The following is a 22,607-nucleotide window of genomic DNA, read 5'->3' on the forward strand; positions in this document are numbered from 1 at the left end:
TTGGACACATATGCCCGCACCGGGCTGGATGGACTCCTCTGGACGGCTTCGCCTACCTGTGCCATGTGGTGCCATAGGATCGATCCCCAGCTCCACGTTCAAGACGACACCACTCGCCTACCAAGATCCCGACCAGAAGCGGACCAACTCCGCTCCTGGTCGGGGAAACCCAGCAGATTCCGCAGGTCAAGTCGCCAGGAAACCGTGTACCACCAGCAGACGAAGAACGTTCTTTGCTCTTATAGCCCAAAGAAACTTGGGTTCTTCTAGAGCATCAAGTCGGCTGGCTGGAGGTACCGTTGCCCTCCAGCCAGCCTCACACCTTGAACACTTAAAGTGATCATCCATTATCTTTATGTCGGCATCCTCCTTCGAACCAACTCCTCTCGGACCAGTCGCGGACCAAACACGAATGCACCCACGTGCAGGCTGAACGCTCTCGGCTTGGAACTCTTGCAGGTGAACCTGCGGCACCAATCGCAGCAGCTCATCCCCGGCGAGCGTGGCCCTGTTTGCCGCCTGTCAGCGCAGGTTCTCCCTGCTGCACCACCGCGGGTTCGTGGTTGGGTTCGCAACTGGTCCGTCGGACCACACCGCAGGTTGAACCTGCGGCACCATCGCAGGGCAGGCCACCCCCAGCGGGTCCGCGTCGATGACGTGCTCTCACCGAGGGTTGAACCTGGCGGCCCGCTATCGCGGCTCGCGCAGGAGTTGGGCGCAGAAGTCTGTCACCGCACGTTCCGCCTGCGGCACCATCGCGGCAAGCAAGTGTCGCTGCCACAGCGCGCCTCCCTGTGACATGGCAGCTCCTCCCATCTGAGCTCGGAAGCTCAGCGGAATAGCAAGCGCGGCCATCTCCTCGGTCGGTTCTGACGCGAAACCATGCGGGCGTTCCGTGCTCGCTCCGCGCCGGGCACTCCAGCCCCATCGAACAGCCGAAGGGGTAATTTCGAACACCTCACCCGAAGAGGTGATGAACTTATTTTGGGTCAAGTCGAGTTACTGCGTCCAACGCTCCGCCCTGTCCAACTCCAAAGGTGAGACGGCGCGCCTAGGTCTACGAGCGGTTGTTGGCGGCAGTAAACCTGCGGTCGGCGGATGGTGCTGTGCGGGTCACCGCGGAGTACGAGCCTTTGGGTGGGGTCGGCTCGCCGGTGTTCCCGCCGACGGTGAAGATCACGGAGACGGACTCGGCGGGCTATCTGCTCGAGCCGCGGTATGTCGGCGGGGCACGGGAGGACGTGGTGTTGCTGGACCAGCGACAGTCGCAGGCCAACCGGTGTGAGGCCGCGTTGCTGGATGCGGTGCAGCGAGGTGAAGTCTTCGTGCCGCACCTGGCGTTGGAGACCGAGTCCGTGGGGGTGGCGGTGCGGGTGACGAGCCTGGACGCGCCGCACCGCAGCAGGGATGCGTACTTCCGTGACGCGGTGGACGCGGACGGGGTCGCGTTCGACCGGACGGAGGCGGGGCTGGCGTTGCGGGATGCGAGTGCGGGGGATGTGAGCGCGTATCTGCGGCTGGTGCCCAGTGATCTGGCGTATGGGGTGTGGGATTCGCATCGCAAGCGGCGTATCCAGGTGAAGATCCCGCGGGCGTATTCCTCGGAGATGATCGGGGTGGCGCCGTTGATCGGGGTGCGGGCGGCGGGCCGGGTGGACCGCTTCAACCTGACCGGTGAGACAGTCGAGGTGACGGAGTCTGGGTGGGCTCCGGCGGCGGGCGGCAAGCCGGCCAAGGGGGCGAAGACGGCGAAGATGTCGGCCCTGGGGCATGGGATGATCCCGCCGTCCGAGGGCTTGGGCGGGGTTTCGGTGACTGCGCTGCAGCGCAGCGCAACTCTGTCGTTCGCGCAGCTGGCCGCGCTGCGGTTCGGGCCGCTGGACGAGGAACTCGCAGCAACGGGACGGGCGTTGGTGGCGGCGATCGCGTTGCTGGGGGATCGGCTTGCGTTCGCATCTCATGCGCTGCATCTGCGTTCGGGCTGCGATCTGATGCTGGTGGGTGAGCGGGTCGAGTGGGTGCTGCGCGGCCGGGACGGGCGTCCTGGAGTGGAGGCGCTGGAAGTGGCTTCGCCGCAGAAGGCGTTGGCCTTGTTCGAGGTCGCGTTGGAGCGTGCGCGGGCTGCGGGGCTGGAGTGGGCACGGGAGCCGGTGGTGGTGCGTCCGAATGCGAGTTTGCAGCAGGCGATCGACAAGTCGTACGTGATCGCCGGTATCGGCGAGGCCGAGAGCGAGTGATCCTGTGCCGTTTCGTCTGAGTGTGCACTTTCTGGAGTCCGCCTATCAGGCGTCTTCGGTGGACCGGGAGTCGGCGGAGTGGCCGTCGCACCCGGCGCGGATCTTCTGCTCGCTGGTGTCGGTGGCGGATCCGGAGGATCCGGTGCAGAAGGCGGCGTTGCAGTGGCTGGAGCGTCAGCAGCCTCCAGTGGTGCGGGTGCCAGTGTTGAGTGCGGAGGCGGAAAGTCCGCGGGCGGCGTGGGTGCCGGTGAACGCGGCCGTCTCCCGTCCCGGACATGCGGTGTTGCCGGGGCGGACCAACGGGGGCAAACCGAAGACGTGGCCGCAGCGGACGCTGGGTGAGCCGTTGGTGGAGTTTGAGTGGCAGGCGGAGCCTCCGCTCGGGGTGTTGGCGGTGCTGGAGATGCTGGCGAAGGCCGTCCCGTATGTGGGGCGGGCCAGCGGGCACGCCCTCGTCCACGCCGCCGTAGTTCCGCCCTCCCCCGGCGGCCCCGCCCCCGGGGAGGACTACGGGCAGCAGGTGTGGGAGCCGACCCTCGAGCAGCAGAGTGCTGAGGTGCGTCAGTTGCGGGCGCCGTACGGCGGGTATCTGGCGCGGTTGCAGGAGGCGTACGAGCAGGGGCAGCCGGCCTGGCAGCAGGCCCGGTCCTTCCCCTACCGGCTGCGCGGTGCACCCGAAGCTCCGGTGGTCGAGGTGGTGGCGGGGCCGTACGAGGACGTGGTGGTCTTCGCGTTTCCGCCGTCGTTCTCGCTGGATGCGGCGCTGACGATGGCGGTCACGGGCTCGTTGCGGAGCAAAGTGATGGGGATGCTGGAGGAGGCCGGCCACGACGTGGAGGCCATGGTCGCCGTCCACGGGCACAAGGCCCCCGGCGAAAGTGCTCGGCCGTGCGCGTACCTGGCCCTGCCGTTCGTCGGCCACCGGCACGCGGACGGTCGGCTGCGCGGCGTCGCGGTCGCCCTGCCGCACGGGCTGGATCCGGGGCACCGGCGGGCGTTGCTGGCGATGCTGCTGCGCCAGGGCGGCGGCCTGCGCCGCCTCGCGGTCCCCACCCTGTCGCGTCCGGTGCCGCTGACCTATGTGGGTGCTGGGAGCCCAGTGGTGGAGACGTTGAAGTCGGTGCGTCCCGAGCGGTGGACGCAGGCGTCGGCGCGGTGGGCGACGGCGTTGCCAATGGTGATGGACCGCTTTCCCAAGCGCAACAGCCGTCTGATCGAGGAGTCCGTCGCGGTGAGCTGTCGGCTTGCCGGGCTCCCGCAGCCGATCGAGGTGGAGGTGCTGGCGCACGGCGCGTATGTGCCGGGGGCGCGGGAGCTGCCGGTGGGTGCGCTGCGGCGCAAGGCGGGTGAGCGGCCGTTGCCGGCGAGGCATGTGCGGGTGCGGTTTGACCGGCCGGTGCAGGGGCCGGTGGTGCTGGGCAGCAAGAAGAACTTCGGGCTGGGGCTGTGCCTGCCCATCGACGGGTGGAGGAACGCCTGATGGACAGCACACCGAAGCTGGCCCCGGTGGACCTGGAGGAGTTTCCCGACTTCCTCAAGGCGGTGCACGGGTATGAGCCGTTTCCCTGGCAGTCCGCGTACGCGGAGAGAGCGGCGGAGTCTGGCGTGTGGCCGGACCTCGATGTGCCCACCGGGCTGGGCAAGACCAGCCTGATCGACATCTGGATCTTCCTCCTCGCCTGGCAGCACGCGAACGGGCAGGCGCGAACGGTGCCGCTGCGGCTGTTCTTCGTCGTCGACCGCCGCCTCGTCGTCGACCAGGCCCACGAACACGCCACCACCCTCCAAAACGTCCTCCAGGGGGCCCTCCGGAACCCGGCACAGACCAGGAAGGAGGTGGTGGTGCGGGTGGCGCGGGCACTGGCCGCGCTCGGCGGGGAGGGCCAGGCGCTGGAGACGGTGCGGATGCGCGGCGGGGTGGACTGGGCGTCGCGCTGGCTGCGCTCCCCCGCCCAGCCCGCCGTGATCACCTCGACCGTCGACCAGTACGGCAGCCGCCTGTTGTTCCGCGGCTACCACACCAGCCCCCGCATGCGCCCGGTCGACGCCGCCCTGTGCGGCATCGACGCCCTCCTGGCCGTCGACGAGGCCCACATCGCCTTGCCGTTGTTGGAGACGGCGGCGGACTGCGCCCGCTACCAGGCCACCGCCACCGACCCCACGTTCGCCGACCGGGCGGTGAGGGTGGTCAGCCTCTCCGCCACCGCCGCCAGCGGCGACGGACGCCCCCGGCATCCGCTGACCGAGAAGGACCACCACCATCCCGTCGCCCGCCGCCGGCTCCGCGCCAAGCGGCGGGTGACCCTGCTGGACGCCTCGACTGCGGCCAAGAGCGCCACCGAAGCGTCTGCCGTCACCGCCCGGTTGGCGGTGGAGGCGCTGTTGCCGGCGAGCCAGGATCCGTACCCGATCCGGCCTCGTCACCGCTGCCGTCAGACGGTGGTGAAAGGCATACACGCACCTCATCGGCCGCTATTCTTGGAAACCTTACGCATGCAGACTGTGAATACGGGGGCAGATACGTGGAGTTCGGGTCCTCATGGATGCGTCCGGGGCAGTTGCCCGTCGAACTGACCAGCTTTGTCGGGCGCGTCGGCGAACTGGCTCAGCTTCGGCAGCTTCTCGGCCAGGCGCGCCTCTTGACTCTGATCGGCCCCGGCGGTGTCGGCAAGAGCCGGCTCGCACTGCGGGCGGCGGCCGAGGCCGCCGTCGGCCTGGCCGACGGGGTGCGGCTGGTCGAGCTCTCCGGTCTCAAGGGCCCCGAACTACTGCCTGAAAAAGTCGCCGAGGCGCTGGGATTGTCGGTCCAAGCCGGTAAGCCGCAGATCGACGCGGTCGTCGAGTACGTTGCCGACCGTGAGCTGCTGATCGTCCTGGACACCTGCGAGCACCTCGTCGACGCCTGCGCCCTGCTGACCAACCTGCTGCTGTCGCAGGCCCCGCAGCTCAAGATCCTCGCCACCAGCCGACAGGCCCTCGACATCCCCGGTGAGTACGTTCTGCCCGTGGCCCCGCTGGGCCTGTCGGCAGGCGATGGAGGAGGAGGTGAGGCGCTGGAGCTGTTCGAGCAGCGAGCCTCGGTGGCCGTTCCCGGTCTCCGGCTCACGGAGGACGAACGCGGGATCGCTGCCACCCTGTGCCGGCGCCTGGACGGTATTCCGCTGGCCATCGAGCTGACCGCCGTGCGGCTGAGGGCACTTCCTCTGGAGCAGCTGGCCGCCCGGCTCACCGAGAGCTTCGCTTTGCTCGACGGCGGGCGGAAGGGAGCGCTGCCGAGGCACCAGACCCTGCGCACCGCCATCGGGTGGAGTCATGAACTGTGCTCGCCTGCGGAACGGCTGCTGTGGGCCCGCCTGTCGGCCTTCGCCGGTTCCTTCGACCTTGCGGCGGTAGAGGCCGTATGTACAGACCTCCAGCTGTCCACCGACGTCGCGGTGGACGCGCTGATCGGCCTGGTGGACAAGTCGGTGCTGCTGCGGCGCGGTCCCTCTTACCGAATGCTGGACACCATTCGTGAGTTCGGTGCTGAATACCTGGAGAAGCTCGGCGAAACCACGACCGGCAGGCACCGCCTGATCTCGTACTACCAGAGCCGCCTGCAACGCTTCGAAAGCCTGTTCTTCAGCTCCGATCAAGTGCCCCTGTACAAGGCCTTGCTGCCTGAACACGAGAACCTCCGTGCCGCTCTGGAGTACGCCCACGCCGAAGGTGCGCTGCTGCCCCTGGCAGCTACCATGTGGCCGTACTGGCTCTGTAGCGGGCAGCCCGCCGAGGCCTGTCACTGGCTGGAGTTGGCTCTGGCGCAGCAGCCGGAAGCATCGCCCGAGCGTGCGCGGGGGCAGCAGTGGGCCGCCACGTTCGCCGACCTCCAGGGCGATCATGCCACCGCGAAGAGGCTTGCCCACGAGATGCACGAGCAGGCCGAACAGCTGGGCGATCCACGAGTGATCGCAGTGGCCCGGATGTGCGCCGGCCAGACGGCAGGCTTTCTCGGAGATTACGAGAAGGCAGTCGTGGACCTGACCTCGGCCCTGGAAGAGCTGCGTGCCGTGGGCACCGCAATGGACGTGGGGCTTGCGACCATGCGTCTGGGCATGGTGCAAGCGCTCAACGGCCATGCCGAAGCCGGGATCACAACTCTGAGCGAGGTAGTGCGGCTGGCCGGCGAGAACAGCCGGGAAAGTTACCTCCAGGGCTGCGCCTACGGCTATATGACGGTCGCTCACCTCGTCACCGGGGACATCGAAGCGGCCGAGCGCACCGGCCGCCGGTCCGTGGAGCTGCATGATCTGCGCGATGGGGTTCTCAACCTGGGTATAACGCTGGACGTCGTCGCCTGGACGGCCGTCGCCCAGGGGCGTCACCACCGTGCTGCTTTGATCTTCGGCGGTGTGGATACCCCGTTCGACCTGCTCGACCAGCGGCGGTCGCTGGGCAATCCCCTGCTCACGCAAGTACACGCACAGTCGCTCGGCGCTGCCCGGGAGGCGCTGGGCAGCGAAGAGCTGGAACGCCTCCGCTACCAGGGCGCGCGACTGTCCCGGGAACAGCTGGTGGCCTTCGCCCTGTCCTCCCAGGACACGCTGCCCGACGTCCCCGCCCCGCACCGTGCTCCCGCCCCAAGCGACCTCACCCAGCGGGAACGTGAAGTCGCCGCGCTGGTCGCCAGGAACATGACGAACCGGGAGATCGCCGAGCGCCTGGTGATCTCCAAACGGACGGCCGACGCACACGTGGAGCACATCCTGGCGAAGCTGGGATACTCCTCCCGCTCACAGATCGCCGCCCTGATCTCGGCAGAGTCTCTGGCAGTCGTCGGCCGGGCCAACGGCTGCTGAGCCTCCAGCGGTCGGTCTCCGATGAAGCAGCTCATACAGGTGCGTTCCCTGCTGGACCTCTGGGCACAGCTCGTGGGCCTGCGCGATTCAGTGGCAGCGGCCTCTGCCGCTGGTTGAACACCACGTCACCGTACGGTGTCAGGGCCCTGAGCATCAGGAGACAGACGAAGCTGCTCTCGCCGCCCTTGCGCGGGCGGCAAGGTGGAGACCCCGCAGGCGTTTCGCGTCCTTCTTGGATACGACGTGGACGATCGCCGCATGGACGTCGTGGTGCCAGGTCAGCCGGCACCCACAGCCATGCCGTAACGGAACGTGCATGTGCCCTTGACGGTTCCGTCGGGTTGGCCCGAAGCCTGGAGTCGGGTTGGCCCGAAGCCTGGACCCGTTCACGGGGAGGGCGCGGACGGTTTCACGCATGGGTGGTCAGCTTGCGAGGTCTCGGGTCTCGGGATTGAGTGGAGGAAATTCATCCGCGCGAGGAGCTGCCATGTCGATGTCGTCGTTCGGCTTTGGTTCGACGGACCCGTTCAGTGAAATGTTGAATCATTTCTTCGGCATGTCTCCGGCGTCTTCTCCCCCTGCGGTCCAGCGCGTACCCATCGGGCGGCTCCTGACGGAGTCGTCGCAGGAACTCCTCAACCTGGCTGCTCGGCGTGCCGCCGAGGACGGGACGTCCGACCTCGACACCGAGCATCTTCTGTGGGCGGCCACCAAGGTCGATCCCGCCCGTCGGATCCTCTCGCAGTCAGGCGTGGACCCGGACGCCCTCGCGCTCGAGATCGCCAAGGTTCTCCCCCAGGAATCGAGTGAACCGTCCGCCGAACCGGGGCTCACGCCGGCAGCCAAGCGCACGCTCGCCACCGCCTACGCCCACTCGCAGGCGGCAGGGGTGTCCTACATCGGGCCCGAGCACATCCTCAGCGCCCTGCTGGACGACCGCGACACGGGAGCGGCTCGGCTGCTACGCGCTGACGGCCTGGACCCGAAGAGGCTCTCGCACCTCACTGATCAGACTGCCCGTGCGGACGGTGTCCCGGCTGATCAGAAGCAACCCTCCACAAGTCTGGACGAGTTCGGCCGTGACCTGACGGAAGAGGCGAAGGCCGGCAGGCTCGACCCGGTCGTCGGGCGGGCCGAAGAGATCGAGCAGACCGTCGAAATCCTCTCGCGCCGCTCCAAGAACAACCCCGTGCTCATTGGGGAACCCGGCGTCGGGAAGACCGCCATCGTCGAGGGCCTGGCCCAGCGCATCGTCGCCGGGGAGATCCCCGACACCTTGAAGGACAAGCGTGTGGTCTCCCTCGACCTGTCTGCGATGGTGGCCGGCGCACAGTACCGCGGCCAGTTCGAGGAGCGGCTGAAGAAGGTCATCGAGGACGTCCAGAAGACAAGCGGCGACATCATCCTGTTCATCGACGAACTCCACACGGTGGTCGGGGCCGGTGCCACCGGCGAGGGTTCGATGGACGCGGGCAACATGCTCAAGCCCGCCCTGGCGCGCGGAGAGCTGCACGTGGTGGGCGCGACGACCATCGACGAGTACCGCAAACACATCGAGAAGGATGCCGCGCTCGAACGCCGCTTTCAGCCGGTGCTGATTCCCGAGCCGACCGTCGAGGAGACGGTGCAGATCCTGGAGGGGCTACGGGACGCCTACGAGGCGCACCACCAAGTCCGTTTCGCCGACGGTGCGTTGGCAGCGGCAGCGGAACTGTCCGACCGCTACATCAGCGACCGGTTCCTGCCGGACAAGGCGATCGACCTGATGGACCAGGCCGGCGCGCGCGTACGGCTGCGCAGTGCGGGCCGCTCCACCGAGGTGGTCAGTCGTGAGGACCGTGTCGCCAAGCTGCGCCGCGAGCTGGACCAGGCTGTGTCCGCGGAGGATTACGACAGGGCCTCGGAGCTGAAGGGGCAGATCGCCGAAGCGACGGGCGAGCTCGCCGGGGTGCAGGAGCGCCGCGAGGGCGTCGTCTCGGTCACGGCGAACGACATCGCGGACATCGTCTCCCGGCGCACGGGCATCCCCGTCTCCCAGCTCACCGCGAGTGAGAAGGAGAAGCTCCTCAGGCTCGAAGAGGAGATGCACGCCCGCATCGTCGGCCAGGACGAGGCGGTCACGGTCGTTTCGCAGGCGGTACGCCGCAACCGGGCCGGGATGGGCGACCCGAACCGCCCGGTGGGTTCGTTCCTCTTCCTCGGTCCCACCGGAGTGGGAAAAACGGAGCTGGCCAAGACGCTCGCCGAGCTGCTCTTCGGTGACGAGGACCGCATGGTCCGCTTCGATATGAGCGAGTTCCAGGAGAAGCACACAGTCGCGCGGCTCGTCGGGGCCCCGCCCGGATACGTCGGCTACGAGGAGGCGGGCCAGCTCACCGAGAAGGTGCGCCGTCAGCCGTACAGCGTGGTGCTGTTCGACGAGGTGGAGAAGGCCCACCCGGACGTCTTCAACACGCTGCTGCAAGTACTCGACGACGGCCGTCTGACGGACGGCCAGGGCCGCTCGGTCGACTTCCGTCACTGCGTCGTCATCATGACGTCCAATATCGGCGCGCATCGCATCCTGGAGCATCGGGGCGACACGTCCGAGATCAAGGACGAGCTGATGGACGAGCTGCGGGCCCGGTTCCTGCCCGAGTTCCTCAATCGCATCGACGACATCGTCATCTTCCACAGCCTCACCGAGGAGGATCTCGGCCGGATCGTGGACCACTTGCTGGCTCAGAGCCAGCACCGGGTGCACGCGCAGGGCTTGCACCTCGAGGTCACCGAAGCCGCCAAGAAGCTGCTCCTCGCCCACGGCTTCCAGCCGGAGTTCGGTGCCCGTCCGCTGCGCCGGACGATCCAGGCGGAGCTCGACAACCGCATCGCGTCACTTCTCCTCGGTGGTGAGGCGGATCCCGGAGACACCCTCGTCGCCGACGTGCAGAACGACTCGCTCCATTGCACCGTGCGAAAGGCGCCTTCGAGCGAGGGGGACGAGGAGGGCTCCGCGGATGCCGCCGACACGTCCGCGGTGTCCGTTGCTGAGTCTGCGGCCACGACCTCACATGCCGCACCGGCCGACGAGGGGGCAGGCGCGGATCGGCCCTGACGCACGCAGCTCTGCATCTGCCTTCCGGGGACTGCTCACCCGTCGTGAAGGCCACTGGAATCGATTCAGCGGGAGTATCCATGACCAGTCAGCCGGAACCGATCAGCGCCACGGCACGTCGCGGTCTGGAGGAAGAGCTCGCCGGCCTGCGCGAAGAACGCGCGAAGGTGGCGTCCACGCTGCGCGACGGCGACTACGAGGGCGACCGCGCGGACCAGGCCGACGAGTTGCAGCGGTCCAACGACCTCGGGCACCTGGATGCCCGCATCGAGACGATCACGCTGAGACTCCGCGAGGCGGACACCGCGGGCCCGCCCTCCAGTGATGTGGTGGGCGTGGGCAGTACGGTCACCGTGCGTTTGACCGACGGCGTCGTGCAGACGCTCCAGATCGGCGAGGTCGCCGAACCGCTGGATCAGACGGAGGTGACGGCAGACAGCCCGCTCGGTCGTGCCCTTCTCGGCCGTGCTGCCGGTGACACGGTCACTTACGACACGCCCGGCGGCCCGTCCGGCGCGACCATCATCTCGCTCGGGGCAGGCTGAGCCTGCCGGTCCGATCCGGTTCACCGGCAGTACCCTTCCCCAGCGTCTCGAAGGGCTGCCGGGTATTCATCCAACGGCTGGACGAGCCGGAGTGCAGGCTTACGCCTCAGTGGCGGAAGGGTAAGTGCCATGAACGCCTCCCACGACAAGCCGGAGGGCGTGGAGCCCACCACGGGTCCCGCCTCCCCCGGCGAACCGGAATTCCGCCCCTACCACCACCCCGCCGCGGGCTGGGGCGCCGCCAAGAGCGTGACGAAGTTCCTGGTGCGCGAGCGCGAACTGGTGGACGGGCCGCGGGCGATCATGAAGATGAACCATGAGAACGGCGGCTTCGACTGCCCGGGTTGCGCCTGGCCGGACGACCTCAAGGGCCTGCGGCTGGACATCTGCGAGAACGGCATCAAGCACGTCAGCTGGGAGATGACGCCCAAGCGGGTCGGGCGCGAGTTTTTCGCCCGGCACTCGGTGAGCGAGCTGTCGCAGTGGAGCGACTTCGCGCTGGAGGACCAGGGCCGGCTGACCGAGCCGATGGCCTACGACGCCGAGAGCGACCGCTACGTACCCATCAGCTGGAAGGACGCGTTCGAGCGGGTCGGGAGAACTCTGCGGGATCTGGAGAGCCCGCATCAGGTGTCGTTCTACACCTCGGGCAGGCTCGGTAACGAGGCGACCTTCCTGTACCAGCTGTGGGCGCGGGAGCTGGGCACGAACAACCTGCCGGACTGTTCCAACATGTGCCACGAGGCGAGCGGCAGGGCCATGCAGGCGTCTTTGGGCACCGGCAAGGGGACGTGCGACCTCAAGGACTGGGAGAGCACCGACGCCCTGTTCATCATGGGAGTCAACGCTGCCTCGAACGCGCCCCGCATGCTCACCGCCCTCGCCGAGGCCTACCGCCGTGGGGCGCAGGTCGTGCACGTCAATCCGCTCGTCGAGGCGGCGGCGACGCGGACGATCATTCCGCACGACTTCACGGACATGGCCCTGTTCAGGTCGACGAGAACCAGCACGCTGAACCTGCAGGTGCGCATCGGCGGAGACATGGCCTTCCTCCGCGGCATCGCCAAGACCGTCCTGGAACAGGCCAAGACCGACCCCAAGGCCCTGGACCGGGAGTTCATCGACCGCCACACCAGCGGCTTCGAGGAGTACCGGACGCTCTGCGAGGCCTCTTCCTGGGACGAGATCGAGCGCCAGTCCGGGCTGAGCCGCGCCGACATCCTCAAGGCTGCCCGCGTATACCGCGAGGCCGACCGCAGCATCATCAGCTGGTGCTTGGGCGTCACCCAGCACGAGCACGGCGTCGACACCGTGCGGGAGATCGTCAACGTTCTGCTGCTGCGGGGCAATCTGGGCCGCGAGGGCGCGGGCCCGTCCCCGGTCCGCGGACACAGCAACGTCCAGGGCAACCGCACCTGCGGCATCGACCACCGGCCCACCGGCGCCTTCCTCGACCGCCTCGCCGAGGCCTGCGGAATCGACCCGCCCCGCGAGCACGGCCTCGACACCATCGGCACCATCCGGGCCATGCACCGCGGAGACGTCAAGGTGTTCGTAGGCATGGGCGGCAACTTCGCCCTTGCCGCGCCCGACACTCCGTACACCTACGAAGCGCTGCGCAACTGCGAGCTGACCGTCCAGGTGAGCACCAAGCTCAACCGCAGTCACCTCGTCCACGGCCGCCAGGCGCTCATCCTGCCGTGCCTGGGCCGCACCGAGAAGGACCAGCAGCGCAGTGGAATCCAGAGCACCTCGGTCGAGGACTCGATGAGCATGGTGCACCTGTCGGTCGGAATGAAGCGGCCGGCCTCGAAGCACCTGCTGTCCGAGCCCGCCATCATCGCGGGCATGGCCCGTGCCGCCCTGCCCGACAGCGCCACCCCGTGGGAGTGGTACGTGGAGGACTACGACCGCGTCCGCGACACCATGGCCCAGGTCCTGGACGGCTTCGAGGACTGCAACCGCCGAGTGCGCCTGCCGCTCGGCTTCCGCATCAAGCAACCCGCCCGCGAACTGGTCTTCCTCACCCCCTCGGGCCGTGCCGAGTTCTCCTCCGCCCCGCTGCCCGATGTCGTGCCGGCACCGGGGACCCTGGCGCTCGGCACGATGCGCTCGCACGACCAGTGGAACACCACCATCTACTCCGACAACGACCGTTACCGGGGCATCAAAAACCTGCGCACGCTCGTCTTCATGAACAAGGACGACATGCGCGAACGCGGTCTCGCCGAGTTCGATCCGGTCGACATCACCAGCACCGCCAGGGACGGCAGCCAGCGGCATCTCTACGGCTATCTCGCCATCCCCTACGACATCCCCCGAGGCTGCGCCGCCGGCTACATGCCGGAAATGAACGTGCTGTGCGCGCTGGCCGACTACAGCACCCAGAGCGACCAACCCCTCATGAAACACGTCAAGGTCACCGTCGTACCCGCTGGCTGAGCCGCCGTACCGTGCCCGCGCGTCTGGCCGAACACCAGCAACAAGCCGCGGTGGGGTTGTCACTCGACCACCGCCGCCTGGGGCACGAGGCGTCTCCTTCGTTCTGAGCACGCATTCGATCCAGTGCCCGTACGCGCCCACCCCGGAGCGCGCGATGGCCCGCGTTCAGGTTCTCAGTGGCAACCCGGCCCAACAGCTCTCTGGGCTCATCGCTCTGGAGCGACTGGCCACCGGCATCATGCGAGGCCAGGTCGGCGCCGCCGGGGTCCCGGCGGTTGGGTTGCGGCGGCCCTGCTCGCACCCGTTGCGCTGGTGGTGGTCGTCTCCGCGCTGCTGCCCCACTGGGACGTGCTCAGCGGGGCGGAGACCGTGGGTCTGGCCGCGGCCCGGACCGGCAAGGTGCTGCACGCTTGGCGCCCCCGCGGCGATTGGGGTGTCACCGCTTCGGGTCGATCCTGCCCGTGAGGTGGTCGTAGGCGATGTTGCAGTGCAGTCGTACGCCCTGCACCAGAGAGTCGTCGTTGACGTAGAAGTGCGGGCTGTGGTTGGGAACCAGGCCCCGCCCGCCGGGGGCGGGTTCCATCTTTCCGTCGCCGGACACCTCACCGTCCTGGGCCCCCAGCATCAGGTATACGCCGCCGAACCTGTTGACGAACTCCGAGACGTCGTCGTAACCGAGCGTGGGTGGAGTCTCGAAGACTCTGGCGGCTCCGACCGTGCGGCGCAGGGTCGGCATGCTCGCGTCGATCCACTCCCGCAAGTTGTGCACGGCCGGCACCTCCTGCAGGTACTCCACGGTGGCCGTGCAGTTGTAGGCGGCGGCGGTCTGCTCAGCCAGGGTCGCCAGCCGCTTTTGGACCTCGGTCATGTCGTCCTCGACCGTGCAGCGGACGGTGCCCCACAGTGTGATCGTCTCGGGCACGATGTTGAAGCGGCCGACATCCTCGATGTGTCCGATGGTGACCGTGACCGGGTCAAAGGCCGGGAGCTGCCGGTACAGCTGGCCGATGCCCACTGCGAGGGCACCTGCCGCGGGCATTGGGTCGATGCCCATCCACGGGGTGGAGCCGTGCACTTGCTGCCCGGTGATCACGACCTTGACCATGCAGGAGGCGCCGAACTGGTTGCCGATGCGGTAGCCGACGTACCCGTTGGGCAGCGGGCCCAGGTGCATGCCGAACACCATCGTCGGCACCGGGTCGTCGCAGGCTCCTTCGGCGAGCATCTTCCGGGCTCCGGACTCCTCGCCGGGCGGGGCGCCCTCCTCGGCGGGCTGGAAGACAAACAGGACCGTACCGGGCAGCTGTTCTCGTAAGCCGGCCAGAACGGTGGCGGCGCCCATCAGCATCGCGATGTGTCCGTCGTGCCCACAGGCGTGCGCCACGGGGAACGGTCCACCGGGATAGTCCTCGTCCACGAAGGTGGAGGCGAACTCCTCGCCCGACTCGTCCTTGACCGGCAGCGCGTCGATGTCGGCGCGCAGTGCGATCACTCTCTCGCCGGGCCGGCCCCCGTGGAGGACACCCACGACGCCGTGCCCCGAGATTCCGGTACGGACCTCGTCCAGCTTCAGGGACGTCAGGTGCCCGGCGATCAGCGCGGCGGTGTTGATCTCGCGGTTGGACAGCTCCGGGTTCTGGTGGAAATGGTGGCGCCACTCGATGACCTGCGGCTCGACCGCTGACGCGCGGGCGTCGAACGCTTCGTACATCGGCTCGGTGCTCATTGGCCGGCTCCCGGACAGCGTCAGCTCGGGGTGTCGTACGTGTAGAAGCCCTGACCGGACTTCACGCCCAGCTTCCCGGCGTCCACGTACCGTTTCAGCAGCTCGCGGGGGCCGGCGGGCAGATAGGGGCGTTCCGCTGCATAGTGGTTCTCGATGTCCAGGACGACGTCAAGACCGACTTGGTCCATCATCCGGAAGGGGCCGGTCGCCAGCCCCGTGTTGAGCTTCCACATCGCGTCCACGTCCTCGGGTGTGGACACGCCTTCGGCCACGACCTCCAGCGCCTCGCGCTTGATCGCGGCCCAGACGCGATTGAAGATGAAGCCCGTGGACTCCTTGCGTGCCACGAACGGGAAGATCCCGAAGAGCGGCAGTTCGCGCTTGAGCAGGTCGAAGATTCCCGGGTCCGTGTGCCCGTCGGACATGAGGTCGACCGCGTCCTGGTGCGGCGGCATGTAGAAGTGCACGTTCAGTACGCGCTCGGGGTGTTCGACCCGGTCGATGAACTCACTTGTCGCGTACGACGAGGAGTTGCTGGCCAGGATCGTGTCCGGCCGCGCTACCCGGTCCAGCTCTCCGAAGACTTCCTTCTTGAGGTCGAGTCGCTCCGGTACGGCTTCCACCACCAGCCAGGCGTCCAGCAACGCCTCGGCCATGTCGTCGGTGACCGTGACCCGCCCCGGCTTTCCGCCTTCGATCCCTGCCGCGACCTCACTGACGTGCTCCTCCACGTAGGCTCGCGCCGCGTCGCCCGCCTGCGGCGACTTGTCGTAGATCCGCACCAGGCCGCCGCGGGTGGCGAACATCAAGGCGATCCGCCGGCCGAGGGTGCCTGCGCCGATGACGGCGACCGGACGGTTCTGGATGTCCGTGGGCAGGGTAAAGGTCATGTCTGCTCCCGCGCTCTGTTGTTCGGGTGGTGCGCCGGAGGGGGCGGCCTCCCGCGGGCCGGCTCGCCGGAGGGGGCGGCCTCCGCAGGCCGGCTCGCCTCTCTCCCACCGTCTGATCCCTCACCTTCTGACGGCATCCGGCGCCGCACGACCCGGGTGGCCCGTTCGGGCGAGTACGAAAAGCGGGCTGGTGTGGCACACCTGCCGCTGTCCCGGCCGCACCTACGCTCCGCAGTGCCCTGGGCGAACCAGCCGCCCTCGACATCCCGTGGAGCTCCATGCCTTCCCACCGCACGCGATCCTCCGGATCCACGGCGAACGCCGGATCCCTGTTGCTCCGCGGAAAGCTGTGGCTCGCACCCGGCGTACTTTGCGGGCTGGTCGCCCTGGTTCTCTCCCTGCTCTACATGGGAGGCATCCTCACCCCGGACAGCAGCCTGCACCGACTGCCGATCGCCCTGGTGAACCAGGACTCCGGCAAACCGCTGCCCGGGGCACAGCAGAACCTGGGCACGCAGGCCACCGATCGGATCGCCTCTTCCACCGCGCCGGAGAGCGTGCAGTGGCGGCGCCTGGACATGGCGGCTGCGAAGGATCAGCTGGCCTCGGGGAAGGTCTACGGCGCCCTGATCGTTCCCGCCGACTTCACCGCTGCCGTCCGGTCGCTGGGAGGGCCCAGCGCCAGTCGGCCGACACTGACCGTGCTCACGAACCCCGGAATGGGCAGCCTCGGTTCGTCGATGGCCGCCAAGATCTCCGAGCGGGCGGCGCACGGCGCGTCGGCGGGCATCGGGAAGCAGCTCATGGCCTCGCCCGGGCTCGCGGACACCGACTCCGCGGCCCGCCTGCTGTTCGCCGACCCCGTCACCGTGCTGACGAAGCCGGGGCTCGCCCTGGGCGGGCACAGCGGCCTGGGGCTGAGTGCCTTCTACTACGTACTGCTGCTCGTACTCGCGGGATTCCTGGGCGGCAACATCATCCACAACGCCGTCGACACCGCGCTCGGTTACGCCGACGTGGAGATCGGCCCCTGGCACCGGCGCCACCCCACGGTTCCGATCAGCCGCACGCAGACCCTGCTGCTCAAGATGGCCATGACCGCGGGGCTGTCCGTACTGACCACCGCGCTGGTGATGGCGGCGTGCATCGCCGTCCTGGGCATGGACGCCGACCATCTGCCCATGCTGGCGCTGTTCTCGTACTGCGCCTGCCTGAGCGTGGGACTCGGAGTGCAGGCGATCAACGCGGCGTTCGGGAACATCGGACAGCTCGTGTCGATGTTTTTCTTCATCGCCCTGGCCCTGCCTTCCTCCGGCGCCACCATCCCGCTGGAGGCCGTGCCCGGCTTCTACCGCTTCCTGGGCACCTTCGAACCGATGCACCAACTCGTCGCCGGAATCCGGGCGATCCTGTACTTCGACGCGCGCGCGGATGCCGGACTGACCCGTGGCTGGAGCATGATCGGGGTCGGTGTCGCGGTGGCCCTCGTCTTCGGATTCCTCATGACGCGGTACTACGACCGCAAGGGGCTGCACCGCTTGGTGCCTCAGCCCGAGTGACACGGCTGCCGCCCGCGAGCCGCAGCACGGGTGAGACGGCTGCGGTCCGCGAGCCGTCTCACCCGGTGATGATCCCTGTGACGAGGTTGATCGCCGTGGCCAGGATGCTGGCGCCGAAGACGTAGGACAGCAGACAGTGCCGCAGAACAACGGCGCGCAGCTGTGTCGTGGAGACATTGTTGTCGGAGACCTGATAGGTCATTCCCAGGTTGTAACTGAAGTAGAAGAAGTCGCTGTAGCGCGGTGGCTCCTGCGAGTTGAAGTCGATTCCGCCGCCGGGCTCCGCGTAGTAGTGGTAGGCGTAGCGAGTGGCGTACATCAAGTGGAGAGCCGCCCACGCCATGAACACCCCGCACAGGGCAGTCGCGGCCCCCGCGTGACTCAGGTCCGAGTCACCGACCACGAGCAGCAGCACAATGGCGACCAGGCCGCCGAGAGCGGCCACGACGACAGCCGTTTCCTCGACGATGGGCCGGAACTCCTCCCGCCCGACGTTGCGCCGGGTGGTGGAGGCGTCCATCGGCCACAGGACGAGCCAGCCCGCCACGACAAACAGCGTCAGCGCGGTGGCGATGCCCACCAGTGCGCCCAGCGGCGCACCCGCGGGCACAGCGACACCCGCGCCGGCTGCTGCGCCGAGAACCGCGGCGCAGCCGAGACGGGGGACGGCGGAGAGCATCGGCCGACGGTTCATGAGCACCTCAGACTTCGCACTCGGGACCGCCCACACGAGACCGCGCACACGGCGGCGGTTCTGGCCTTGCGGGCAGCGGATGTGATGTGCAGGAGCGGGCGGCTGGGGGATGCGCAGTCAGAAGCCCCGTGCCCTCCTTGCCGCCCCGTCCTAGTTCCGCAGCAGGCACAGCCCGGTCAGCGGGTACGGCAGCACGACGATCTCGCGCGGCTCCTGTCCGGCGGCGGGGCCGCCGGGCAGGGGTACGGCACGGATGTGGCCCTGCAGGTCGGCGACGTAGGCAATGCCCTCCTCGCCGTCGACGGCGAGGCCGATCGCCTCCGCGAAGCCGCCGGCAAGGATCTCGGGGGCCTGTCCGGGCTCGCCGGGCGGCGGCACGGGCGCACGGTTGAGGGTGTTGCCCGCGGGCTCGGCACCGCGGTCGGTCCAGTACAGCCAGTCGCCGTCGAGGTGCAGGTCGATCGGCTCGGGCAAACCGCTCCAGAGCACCTCGACATCGTTGCGGTTCTCGGCGCTCTGGCCCGGCGGGATCTCCAGGCCCGCCCGGAGGATCCGGCCCCTGCCACCCTTGGCCGGCCCTTTCTGCGTCCAGTACAGGTACCCGCGCACGGGATCCACCGCTACGCCGACGCATTCCCCCATGATCTTGTCCTCGGCCGGGTTCACCACGAGGTCGGTCAGGCCGCTGCCGTCCACCCGGGCCCTGCTGACCCGGTGACCCTCGCGGTCGCTCCAATACAGCGTGCCGGCGCCGTCGGACGTCAACTGCTTGCCGGTCGTCATCGCCCCGCTCGGGACCACGTCGTGTCCGGGCCCGCCGTCGAGGCTCCACGCGTGGACGCCGCCGTTGCGCGCGGAGAAGTCGTAGCCTGCCTCGCCGGGAGTGTCAGGGTCGACTGCGGGAGCACCCATGGTGGTCCAGTAGGCGGTACGGGAATCCACGACGATGCCGTCGGGCCCGTCCCCTGCATCGTCGAGCAGGGTGTGCACCTGGCCGTCCGGAATGCTCACCCGCAGCAATTTCGCGGGCATGAACTGCAGTGCAAGCAGCACTTTCGCCATGGAAGGTGTCCTCGTTCCCGGTATTTTTCGCTCTGTCTCGCTCTGTCCCGGCTTCGTCCCGGCCGGGGCGGGTGGTCACTGCTGCGGGCCGTCCGCGGACGCGGGCTCCGGCCAGCCCAGCGGCTTGAGAACGGCGCGGGTCCGTACGTCGCGCAGTTCGACGAGCCGCTCGTAGGCCGCCTCACCGGTGCCGTAGGCGTCTTCGACCGCGGTGAGGACCGCATCCAGCCGGGCCGGGTCCGGGCTGCCGGTCTCGAAGGTCAGCTGCGAGCCGACGTGCTCCACCAGATGGCGCATGCCGGCGGGTCCACCGCCGAGAGTGCCGCTCTGGAATGGTCCCGTCACGGCCCAGCGCAGACCGAGCGAGGCCCGGACCAGGTCGTCGAGGTCCTGCACGTCGATCACCCCCTGCTGCACCAGGTAGGTGGCCTGGTCGTTGAAGACCTTCTGGAGGCGGTTGCCGACGAAGCCGGGGATCTCCTTCTTCAGCCGGATCGGCAGTTTGCCGAGGTCGCGGTACACCTCGACGGCCCGGTCGACGGTTCGTGCCGTTGTCTCGGGCCCTGGCACCACCTCGACCAGTGGCATCAGCTCCGGCGGGTTGAACGGATGGCCGATCACGATCCGGTCGGCCGCCGGGTTGCCCTTGGCGATCACCGAGGGCAACAGGGACGAGGAGGACGAGGCCAGCACCACGTCGTCGCGGGTGTGCGCGGCGAGCGTGGCGAACATCTCCTCCTTGATCTCGACTCGCTCCGGGCCGGCCTCCTGCACGAAGTCCGCTCCGGTCACCGCGCCGGCCAGGTCGGCGCTCGCCGTCACCGGCAGTCCAGCCAGCTCCCGTTCCACCAGCTCGTGCAGGTCGGGGCGCGGGTCGCTGACCCGTACCTCCCAACCGCCTTCGCTGAACAGACGCGCCCAGGAGACACCGATGACGCCGGCACCCACGATTGTCACGACCGCCACGAAAACCACTCCAGACGAACGACAGGGGAAACATGCTCGGGCCAGGCGCGCCGCCAACCCTGTCTCCAGGAGAAGGGACCCAGGGAAAGGCGGCAAATCGGCCGAGCTGAGACAAGGGGAACAAACTCCGCGCTCCGGCGGAAGCTCCAGGACCTAGTCGACACCCGAGAGGTCAGGTCTGTCCAATATATGATCAGATCATGACTCATACTATGGAAGATATGAATCTGTCGCGGCGGCTGCTGGAACAGTTCCTGACGGTGGCACAGGAGAAGCACTTCGGCCGGGCCGCCGAGAGGCTCGGCATGAGCCAGCCGCCGCTGAGCCAGTCGATCCAGCGCCTGGAACGGACCGTGGGCGTGCGCCTGCTCGACCGCGGCCCGGGAGGTGTGCGGCTCACCGCGGCCGGGAAGGTGTTCGCTACCGATGCACAGCGGCTGCTCGATCTCCAGATCGCTGCGGTCACTCGGGCCCGGCGGGTCGCCTCCGGAAAGGAAGGCGGCGTCCGCGTCGGGTACGTGAGCCTCCTGAGCCACCTCTACCTCCCCACCATGCTGCGAGAGGCGGCCGAACAGCTGCCAGGCCTCCGCGTACACCTTCACCACAGCTCATCTGCGGGTGTGGCCGACCAGGTGCGGGACGGAATGCTCGACCTCGGCTTTCTGCGCGACCCGGGGCGGCTCTCCGACGAGCTCGTCAGCAGACTCATCGTCACCGAGCGGATCGGTGCCGCAGTACCACGCGGCCACCGGCTGGCCGAGGCTCGCAGTATCGACCTCGTTCAGCTGGCGGACGAGGACTTCGTACTGCCTCACCCGACCGCACTGCCCGTCCTCGCCGAGCAACTCCAACTCGCCTGCCGCGAAGCGGGGTTCACTCCCCACGAAGTGGCGACCGCGGACGATCTCAGCGGACTGTTCAGCTATGTGTCAGCAGGCCTGTGTGTGAGCCTCGCTCCCGAGAGTCTGCGGCACCTTGCCGATTCCGGCGTGATACTGATCCCGCTCCAAGGGCGGACGAACCACCTGGACACCGCCGTATACGCCATCCACCGTCCTGACGCCGACGCCGCGGTGATCCGTCTGCTGGAAATGACGACCAACCTGCAGCCCCAGGGCCTCTGATCCGACCCGCCCCATCACTGCCTGCACCTCCCCTCGGGGAGGGTCCCGATGACCACTCCACCCACCTCACCCCTGACGGTGTCGCGGGCGAAGTGACGCCCCCGCGAGAGAGCCACCCAGCCCACCGAAACGCAATACCTGGTGGCAGAACACGCAGATGACTGGCCGTTCTCCCCAGCTGCCACCCGCCCGTGTGGCTGCTCCGCGAGGTTCGGCGCAGGATGGGCCCTGTGTGAACGATTGCCCATTGCCGTCACGCACATGGAGAGGACCGACTTCTGTGCCCGAACCCCAGCCTGTGATTGCCCCGCCGGCCAGCGCCACCGTCTTCCTTGTCGCCGCCATCGGGCCGGGCGGCCTGCAGACCGTTCGTGCCGTTCTGGAAAACGTGTCGGCTCTACGGCGTTCGGTTGCCTTCCGGTCCCCCGGTGACGAGCTCACCTGCGTCGTGAGCATCGGTTCGCAGGCCTGGGACCGGCTGTTCAGCGGGCCCCGGCCTCGCGACCTGCATCCCTTCGTCGAGTTGACCGGTGAAAAGCACCGGGCTCCCTCCACCCCAGGCGACCTGCTCTTTCACATCCGGGCCGGACGCATGGACCTCTGTTTCGAACTGGCCCGGCTCCTGATGGAGCAGCTGCGCCATTGCGTGTCCGTGGTCGACGAAGTACACGCCTTCAGATACTTCGACGAGCGCGATCTGCTCGGTTTCGTGGACGGCAGCGAGAACCCCGAGGGACAGCTCGCGGCCGACTCCGTATTCATTGGGGCCGAGGACCCAGGGTTCCACGGAGGCAGCTATGTGACGATCCAGAAGTACCTGCACGACCTGACGGCCTGGAACCTGCTCCCCACAGACGAACAGGAAAAGGCCATCGGACGCACCAAGTCGGACAACGTCGAGTTCCCCGATGACATCAAGACCGAGGACGCCCACATCGCGGTCAACTCTGTCACCGACGAGGACGGCACCGAGCGCAAGATCGTCCGCGAGAACATGCCGTTCGGCGCAGTGGGACAAGGGGAGTTCGGCACCTTCTTCATCGGGTACTCTCGCACCCCCGACGTCACAGAGCAGATGCTGCGCAATATGTACCTGGGCACCCGAGCTGGCCTGCACGACAGAATCCTTGACTTCTCGACCGCCGTCACCGGATGCCTCTTCTACACCCCGACCGCCGACTTCCTGGACGACCTGCCCACAGCCCCACGTCCCGCTCACTCAAGCAAAGGCTTCCCGGAGATCCGCAGCCTCAAGGGCACCGCATGACCCTGTCGGCGATAGGTACGGCCTTGGTGCTTCTTGGAGTACCGAACAGTTCTTTGACCAGTCGACGACGGTGTGGCTGTGCACGGCGCTGGCCGCGACGTTGCCCGGGTGAATATCTGAATGCCACACGCGCGACAAACGGGCCGTTCACGCCAGGCGAGAT

General features: G+C 68.1%; 15 protein-coding genes. 10 read left to right on the top strand and 5 right to left on the bottom strand.

The window, feature by feature from the left end; all coding sequences use genetic code 11:
* Positions 1 to 1,106: 1,106 nt before the first annotated feature.
* From cas7u to AB0D18_RS18695, 7 genes are all read left to right on the top strand, one after another.
* On the top strand, positions 1,107 to 2,237 hold the full coding sequence (cas7u, locus tag AB0D18_RS18665) for a type I-U CRISPR-associated RAMP protein Csb1/Cas7u (protein WP_362419159.1): 1,131 nt from the start codon (positions 1,107 to 1,109) through the stop codon (positions 2,235 to 2,237).
* A gap of 22 nt (positions 2,238 to 2,259) precedes the next feature.
* Positions 2,260 to 3,717, top strand: coding sequence for a type I-U CRISPR-associated protein Csb2 (csb2, locus tag AB0D18_RS18670; RefSeq protein WP_362419162.1), 1,458 nt, complete (start codon positions 2,260 to 2,262; stop codon positions 3,715 to 3,717).
* Positions 3,717 to 4,811 carry a type I-U CRISPR-associated helicase/endonuclease Cas3 gene (gene cas3u / locus AB0D18_RS18675; protein ID WP_362419165.1) on the top strand — a complete coding sequence of 365 codons (1,095 nt, stop codon included), beginning with the start codon at positions 3,717 to 3,719 and terminating at the stop codon, positions 4,809 to 4,811. Before csb2 ends, cas3u begins: the two co-directional genes overlap by 1 nt.
* Positions 4,796 to 7,075: a LuxR C-terminal-related transcriptional regulator gene (locus AB0D18_RS18680; RefSeq protein WP_362419168.1), complete on the top strand. Its 2,280-nt coding sequence runs from the start codon at positions 4,796 to 4,798 to the stop codon at positions 7,073 to 7,075. Before cas3u ends, AB0D18_RS18680 begins: the two co-directional genes overlap by 16 nt.
* A 487-nt stretch (positions 7,076 to 7,562) precedes the next feature.
* On the top strand, positions 7,563 to 10,169 hold the full coding sequence (locus AB0D18_RS18685) for an AAA family ATPase (protein ID WP_362419171.1): 2,607 nt from the start codon (positions 7,563 to 7,565) through the stop codon (positions 10,167 to 10,169).
* A gap of 80 nt (positions 10,170 to 10,249) precedes the next feature.
* A complete protein-coding gene (locus AB0D18_RS18690) occupies positions 10,250 to 10,714 on the top strand; it encodes a GreA/GreB family elongation factor (protein WP_362419174.1) in 465 nt (154 codons plus the stop codon).
* Positions 10,715 to 10,843: 129 nt separating this feature from the next.
* Positions 10,844 to 13,156: an FdhF/YdeP family oxidoreductase gene (locus AB0D18_RS18695; RefSeq protein ID WP_362419177.1), complete on the top strand. Its 2,313-nt coding sequence runs from the start codon at positions 10,844 to 10,846 to the stop codon at positions 13,154 to 13,156.
* Positions 13,157 to 13,592: 436 nt separating this feature from the next.
* Here the strand turns inward: AB0D18_RS18695 and AB0D18_RS18700 are convergent, their stop codons facing one another.
* Positions 13,593 to 14,882 carry an amidohydrolase gene (locus AB0D18_RS18700; RefSeq protein WP_362419180.1) on the bottom strand — a complete coding sequence of 430 codons (1,290 nt, stop codon included), beginning with the start codon at positions 14,880 to 14,882 and terminating at the stop codon, positions 13,593 to 13,595.
* Positions 14,883 to 14,902: 20 nt separating this feature from the next.
* Positions 14,903 to 15,772, bottom strand: coding sequence for a 3-hydroxyacyl-CoA dehydrogenase family protein (locus tag AB0D18_RS18705; RefSeq protein ID WP_362419183.1), 870 nt, complete (start codon positions 15,770 to 15,772; stop codon positions 14,903 to 14,905).
* Between the two features lie 278 nt (positions 15,773 to 16,050).
* Here AB0D18_RS18705 and AB0D18_RS18710 point away from each other — a divergent pair, with 278 nt between their 5' ends.
* Entirely contained in the window at positions 16,051 to 17,331 is a 1,281-nt protein-coding gene (locus tag AB0D18_RS18710; protein WP_362419186.1) for a DUF3533 domain-containing protein, read from the top strand.
* A 58-nt stretch (positions 17,332 to 17,389) separates the two neighbouring features.
* On the opposite strand, the gene AB0D18_RS18715 is transcribed toward AB0D18_RS18710, so the two are convergent.
* The 3 genes from AB0D18_RS18715 to AB0D18_RS18725 all read right to left on the bottom strand — a co-directional run bounded on the left by AB0D18_RS18715 (position 17,390) and on the right by AB0D18_RS18725 (position 20,053).
* Complete coding sequence (locus AB0D18_RS18715; protein WP_362419189.1) at positions 17,390 to 18,025, bottom strand: DUF1345 domain-containing protein; 636 nt, start codon at positions 18,023 to 18,025, stop codon at positions 17,390 to 17,392.
* Between the two features lie 150 nt (positions 18,026 to 18,175).
* Entirely contained in the window at positions 18,176 to 19,057 is an 882-nt protein-coding gene (locus AB0D18_RS18720; RefSeq protein ID WP_362419192.1) for a hypothetical protein, read from the bottom strand.
* A gap of 105 nt (positions 19,058 to 19,162) precedes the next feature.
* Positions 19,163 to 20,053, bottom strand: coding sequence for a 3-hydroxyacyl-CoA dehydrogenase NAD-binding domain-containing protein (locus AB0D18_RS18725; RefSeq protein ID WP_362419195.1), 891 nt, complete (start codon positions 20,051 to 20,053; stop codon positions 19,163 to 19,165).
* A 200-nt stretch (positions 20,054 to 20,253) separates the two neighbouring features.
* On the opposite strand from AB0D18_RS18725, the gene AB0D18_RS18730 reads away from it, so the two are divergent.
* Positions 20,254 to 21,177, top strand: a complete 924-nt coding sequence (locus AB0D18_RS18730) for a LysR family transcriptional regulator (RefSeq protein WP_362419198.1) — start codon at positions 20,254 to 20,256, stop codon at positions 21,175 to 21,177.
* A gap of 280 nt (positions 21,178 to 21,457) precedes the next feature.
* Positions 21,458 to 22,444 carry a Dyp-type peroxidase gene (locus AB0D18_RS18735; protein ID WP_362419201.1) on the top strand — a complete coding sequence of 329 codons (987 nt, stop codon included), beginning with the start codon at positions 21,458 to 21,460 and terminating at the stop codon, positions 22,442 to 22,444.
* The last annotated feature ends 163 nt before the right edge of the window (positions 22,445 to 22,607 follow it).

Origin of the sequence: Streptomyces sp. NPDC048442 (assembly GCF_040651475.1) — a bacterium.
Taxonomy (GTDB): Bacteria; Actinomycetota; Actinomycetes; order Streptomycetales; family Streptomycetaceae; genus Streptomyces.

Coding starts and splice junctions, on each gene's coding strand:
- AB0D18_RS18730 (WP_362419198.1), top strand. CDS start 20,254: ATGACTCATACTATGGAAGATATGAATCTGTCGCGGCGGCTGCTGGAA.
- AB0D18_RS18705 (WP_362419183.1), bottom strand. CDS start 15,772: ATGACCTTTACCCTGCCCACGGACATCCAGAACCGTCCGGTCGCCGTC.
- AB0D18_RS18710 (WP_362419186.1), top strand. CDS start 16,051: ATGCCTTCCCACCGCACGCGATCCTCCGGATCCACGGCGAACGCCGGA.
- AB0D18_RS18690 (WP_362419174.1), top strand. CDS start 10,250: ATGACCAGTCAGCCGGAACCGATCAGCGCCACGGCACGTCGCGGTCTG.
- cas3u (WP_362419165.1), top strand. CDS start 3,717: ATGGACAGCACACCGAAGCTGGCCCCGGTGGACCTGGAGGAGTTTCCC.
- AB0D18_RS18700 (WP_362419180.1), bottom strand. CDS start 14,882: ATGAGCACCGAGCCGATGTACGAAGCGTTCGACGCCCGCGCGTCAGCG.
- AB0D18_RS18695 (WP_362419177.1), top strand. CDS start 10,844: ATGAACGCCTCCCACGACAAGCCGGAGGGCGTGGAGCCCACCACGGGT.
- AB0D18_RS18720 (WP_362419192.1), bottom strand. CDS start 19,057: ATGCCCGCGAAATTGCTGCGGGTGAGCATTCCGGACGGCCAGGTGCAC.
- AB0D18_RS18685 (WP_362419171.1), top strand. CDS start 7,563: ATGTCGATGTCGTCGTTCGGCTTTGGTTCGACGGACCCGTTCAGTGAA.
- AB0D18_RS18715 (WP_362419189.1), bottom strand. CDS start 18,025: ATGAACCGTCGGCCGATGCTCTCCGCCGTCCCCCGTCTCGGCTGCGCC.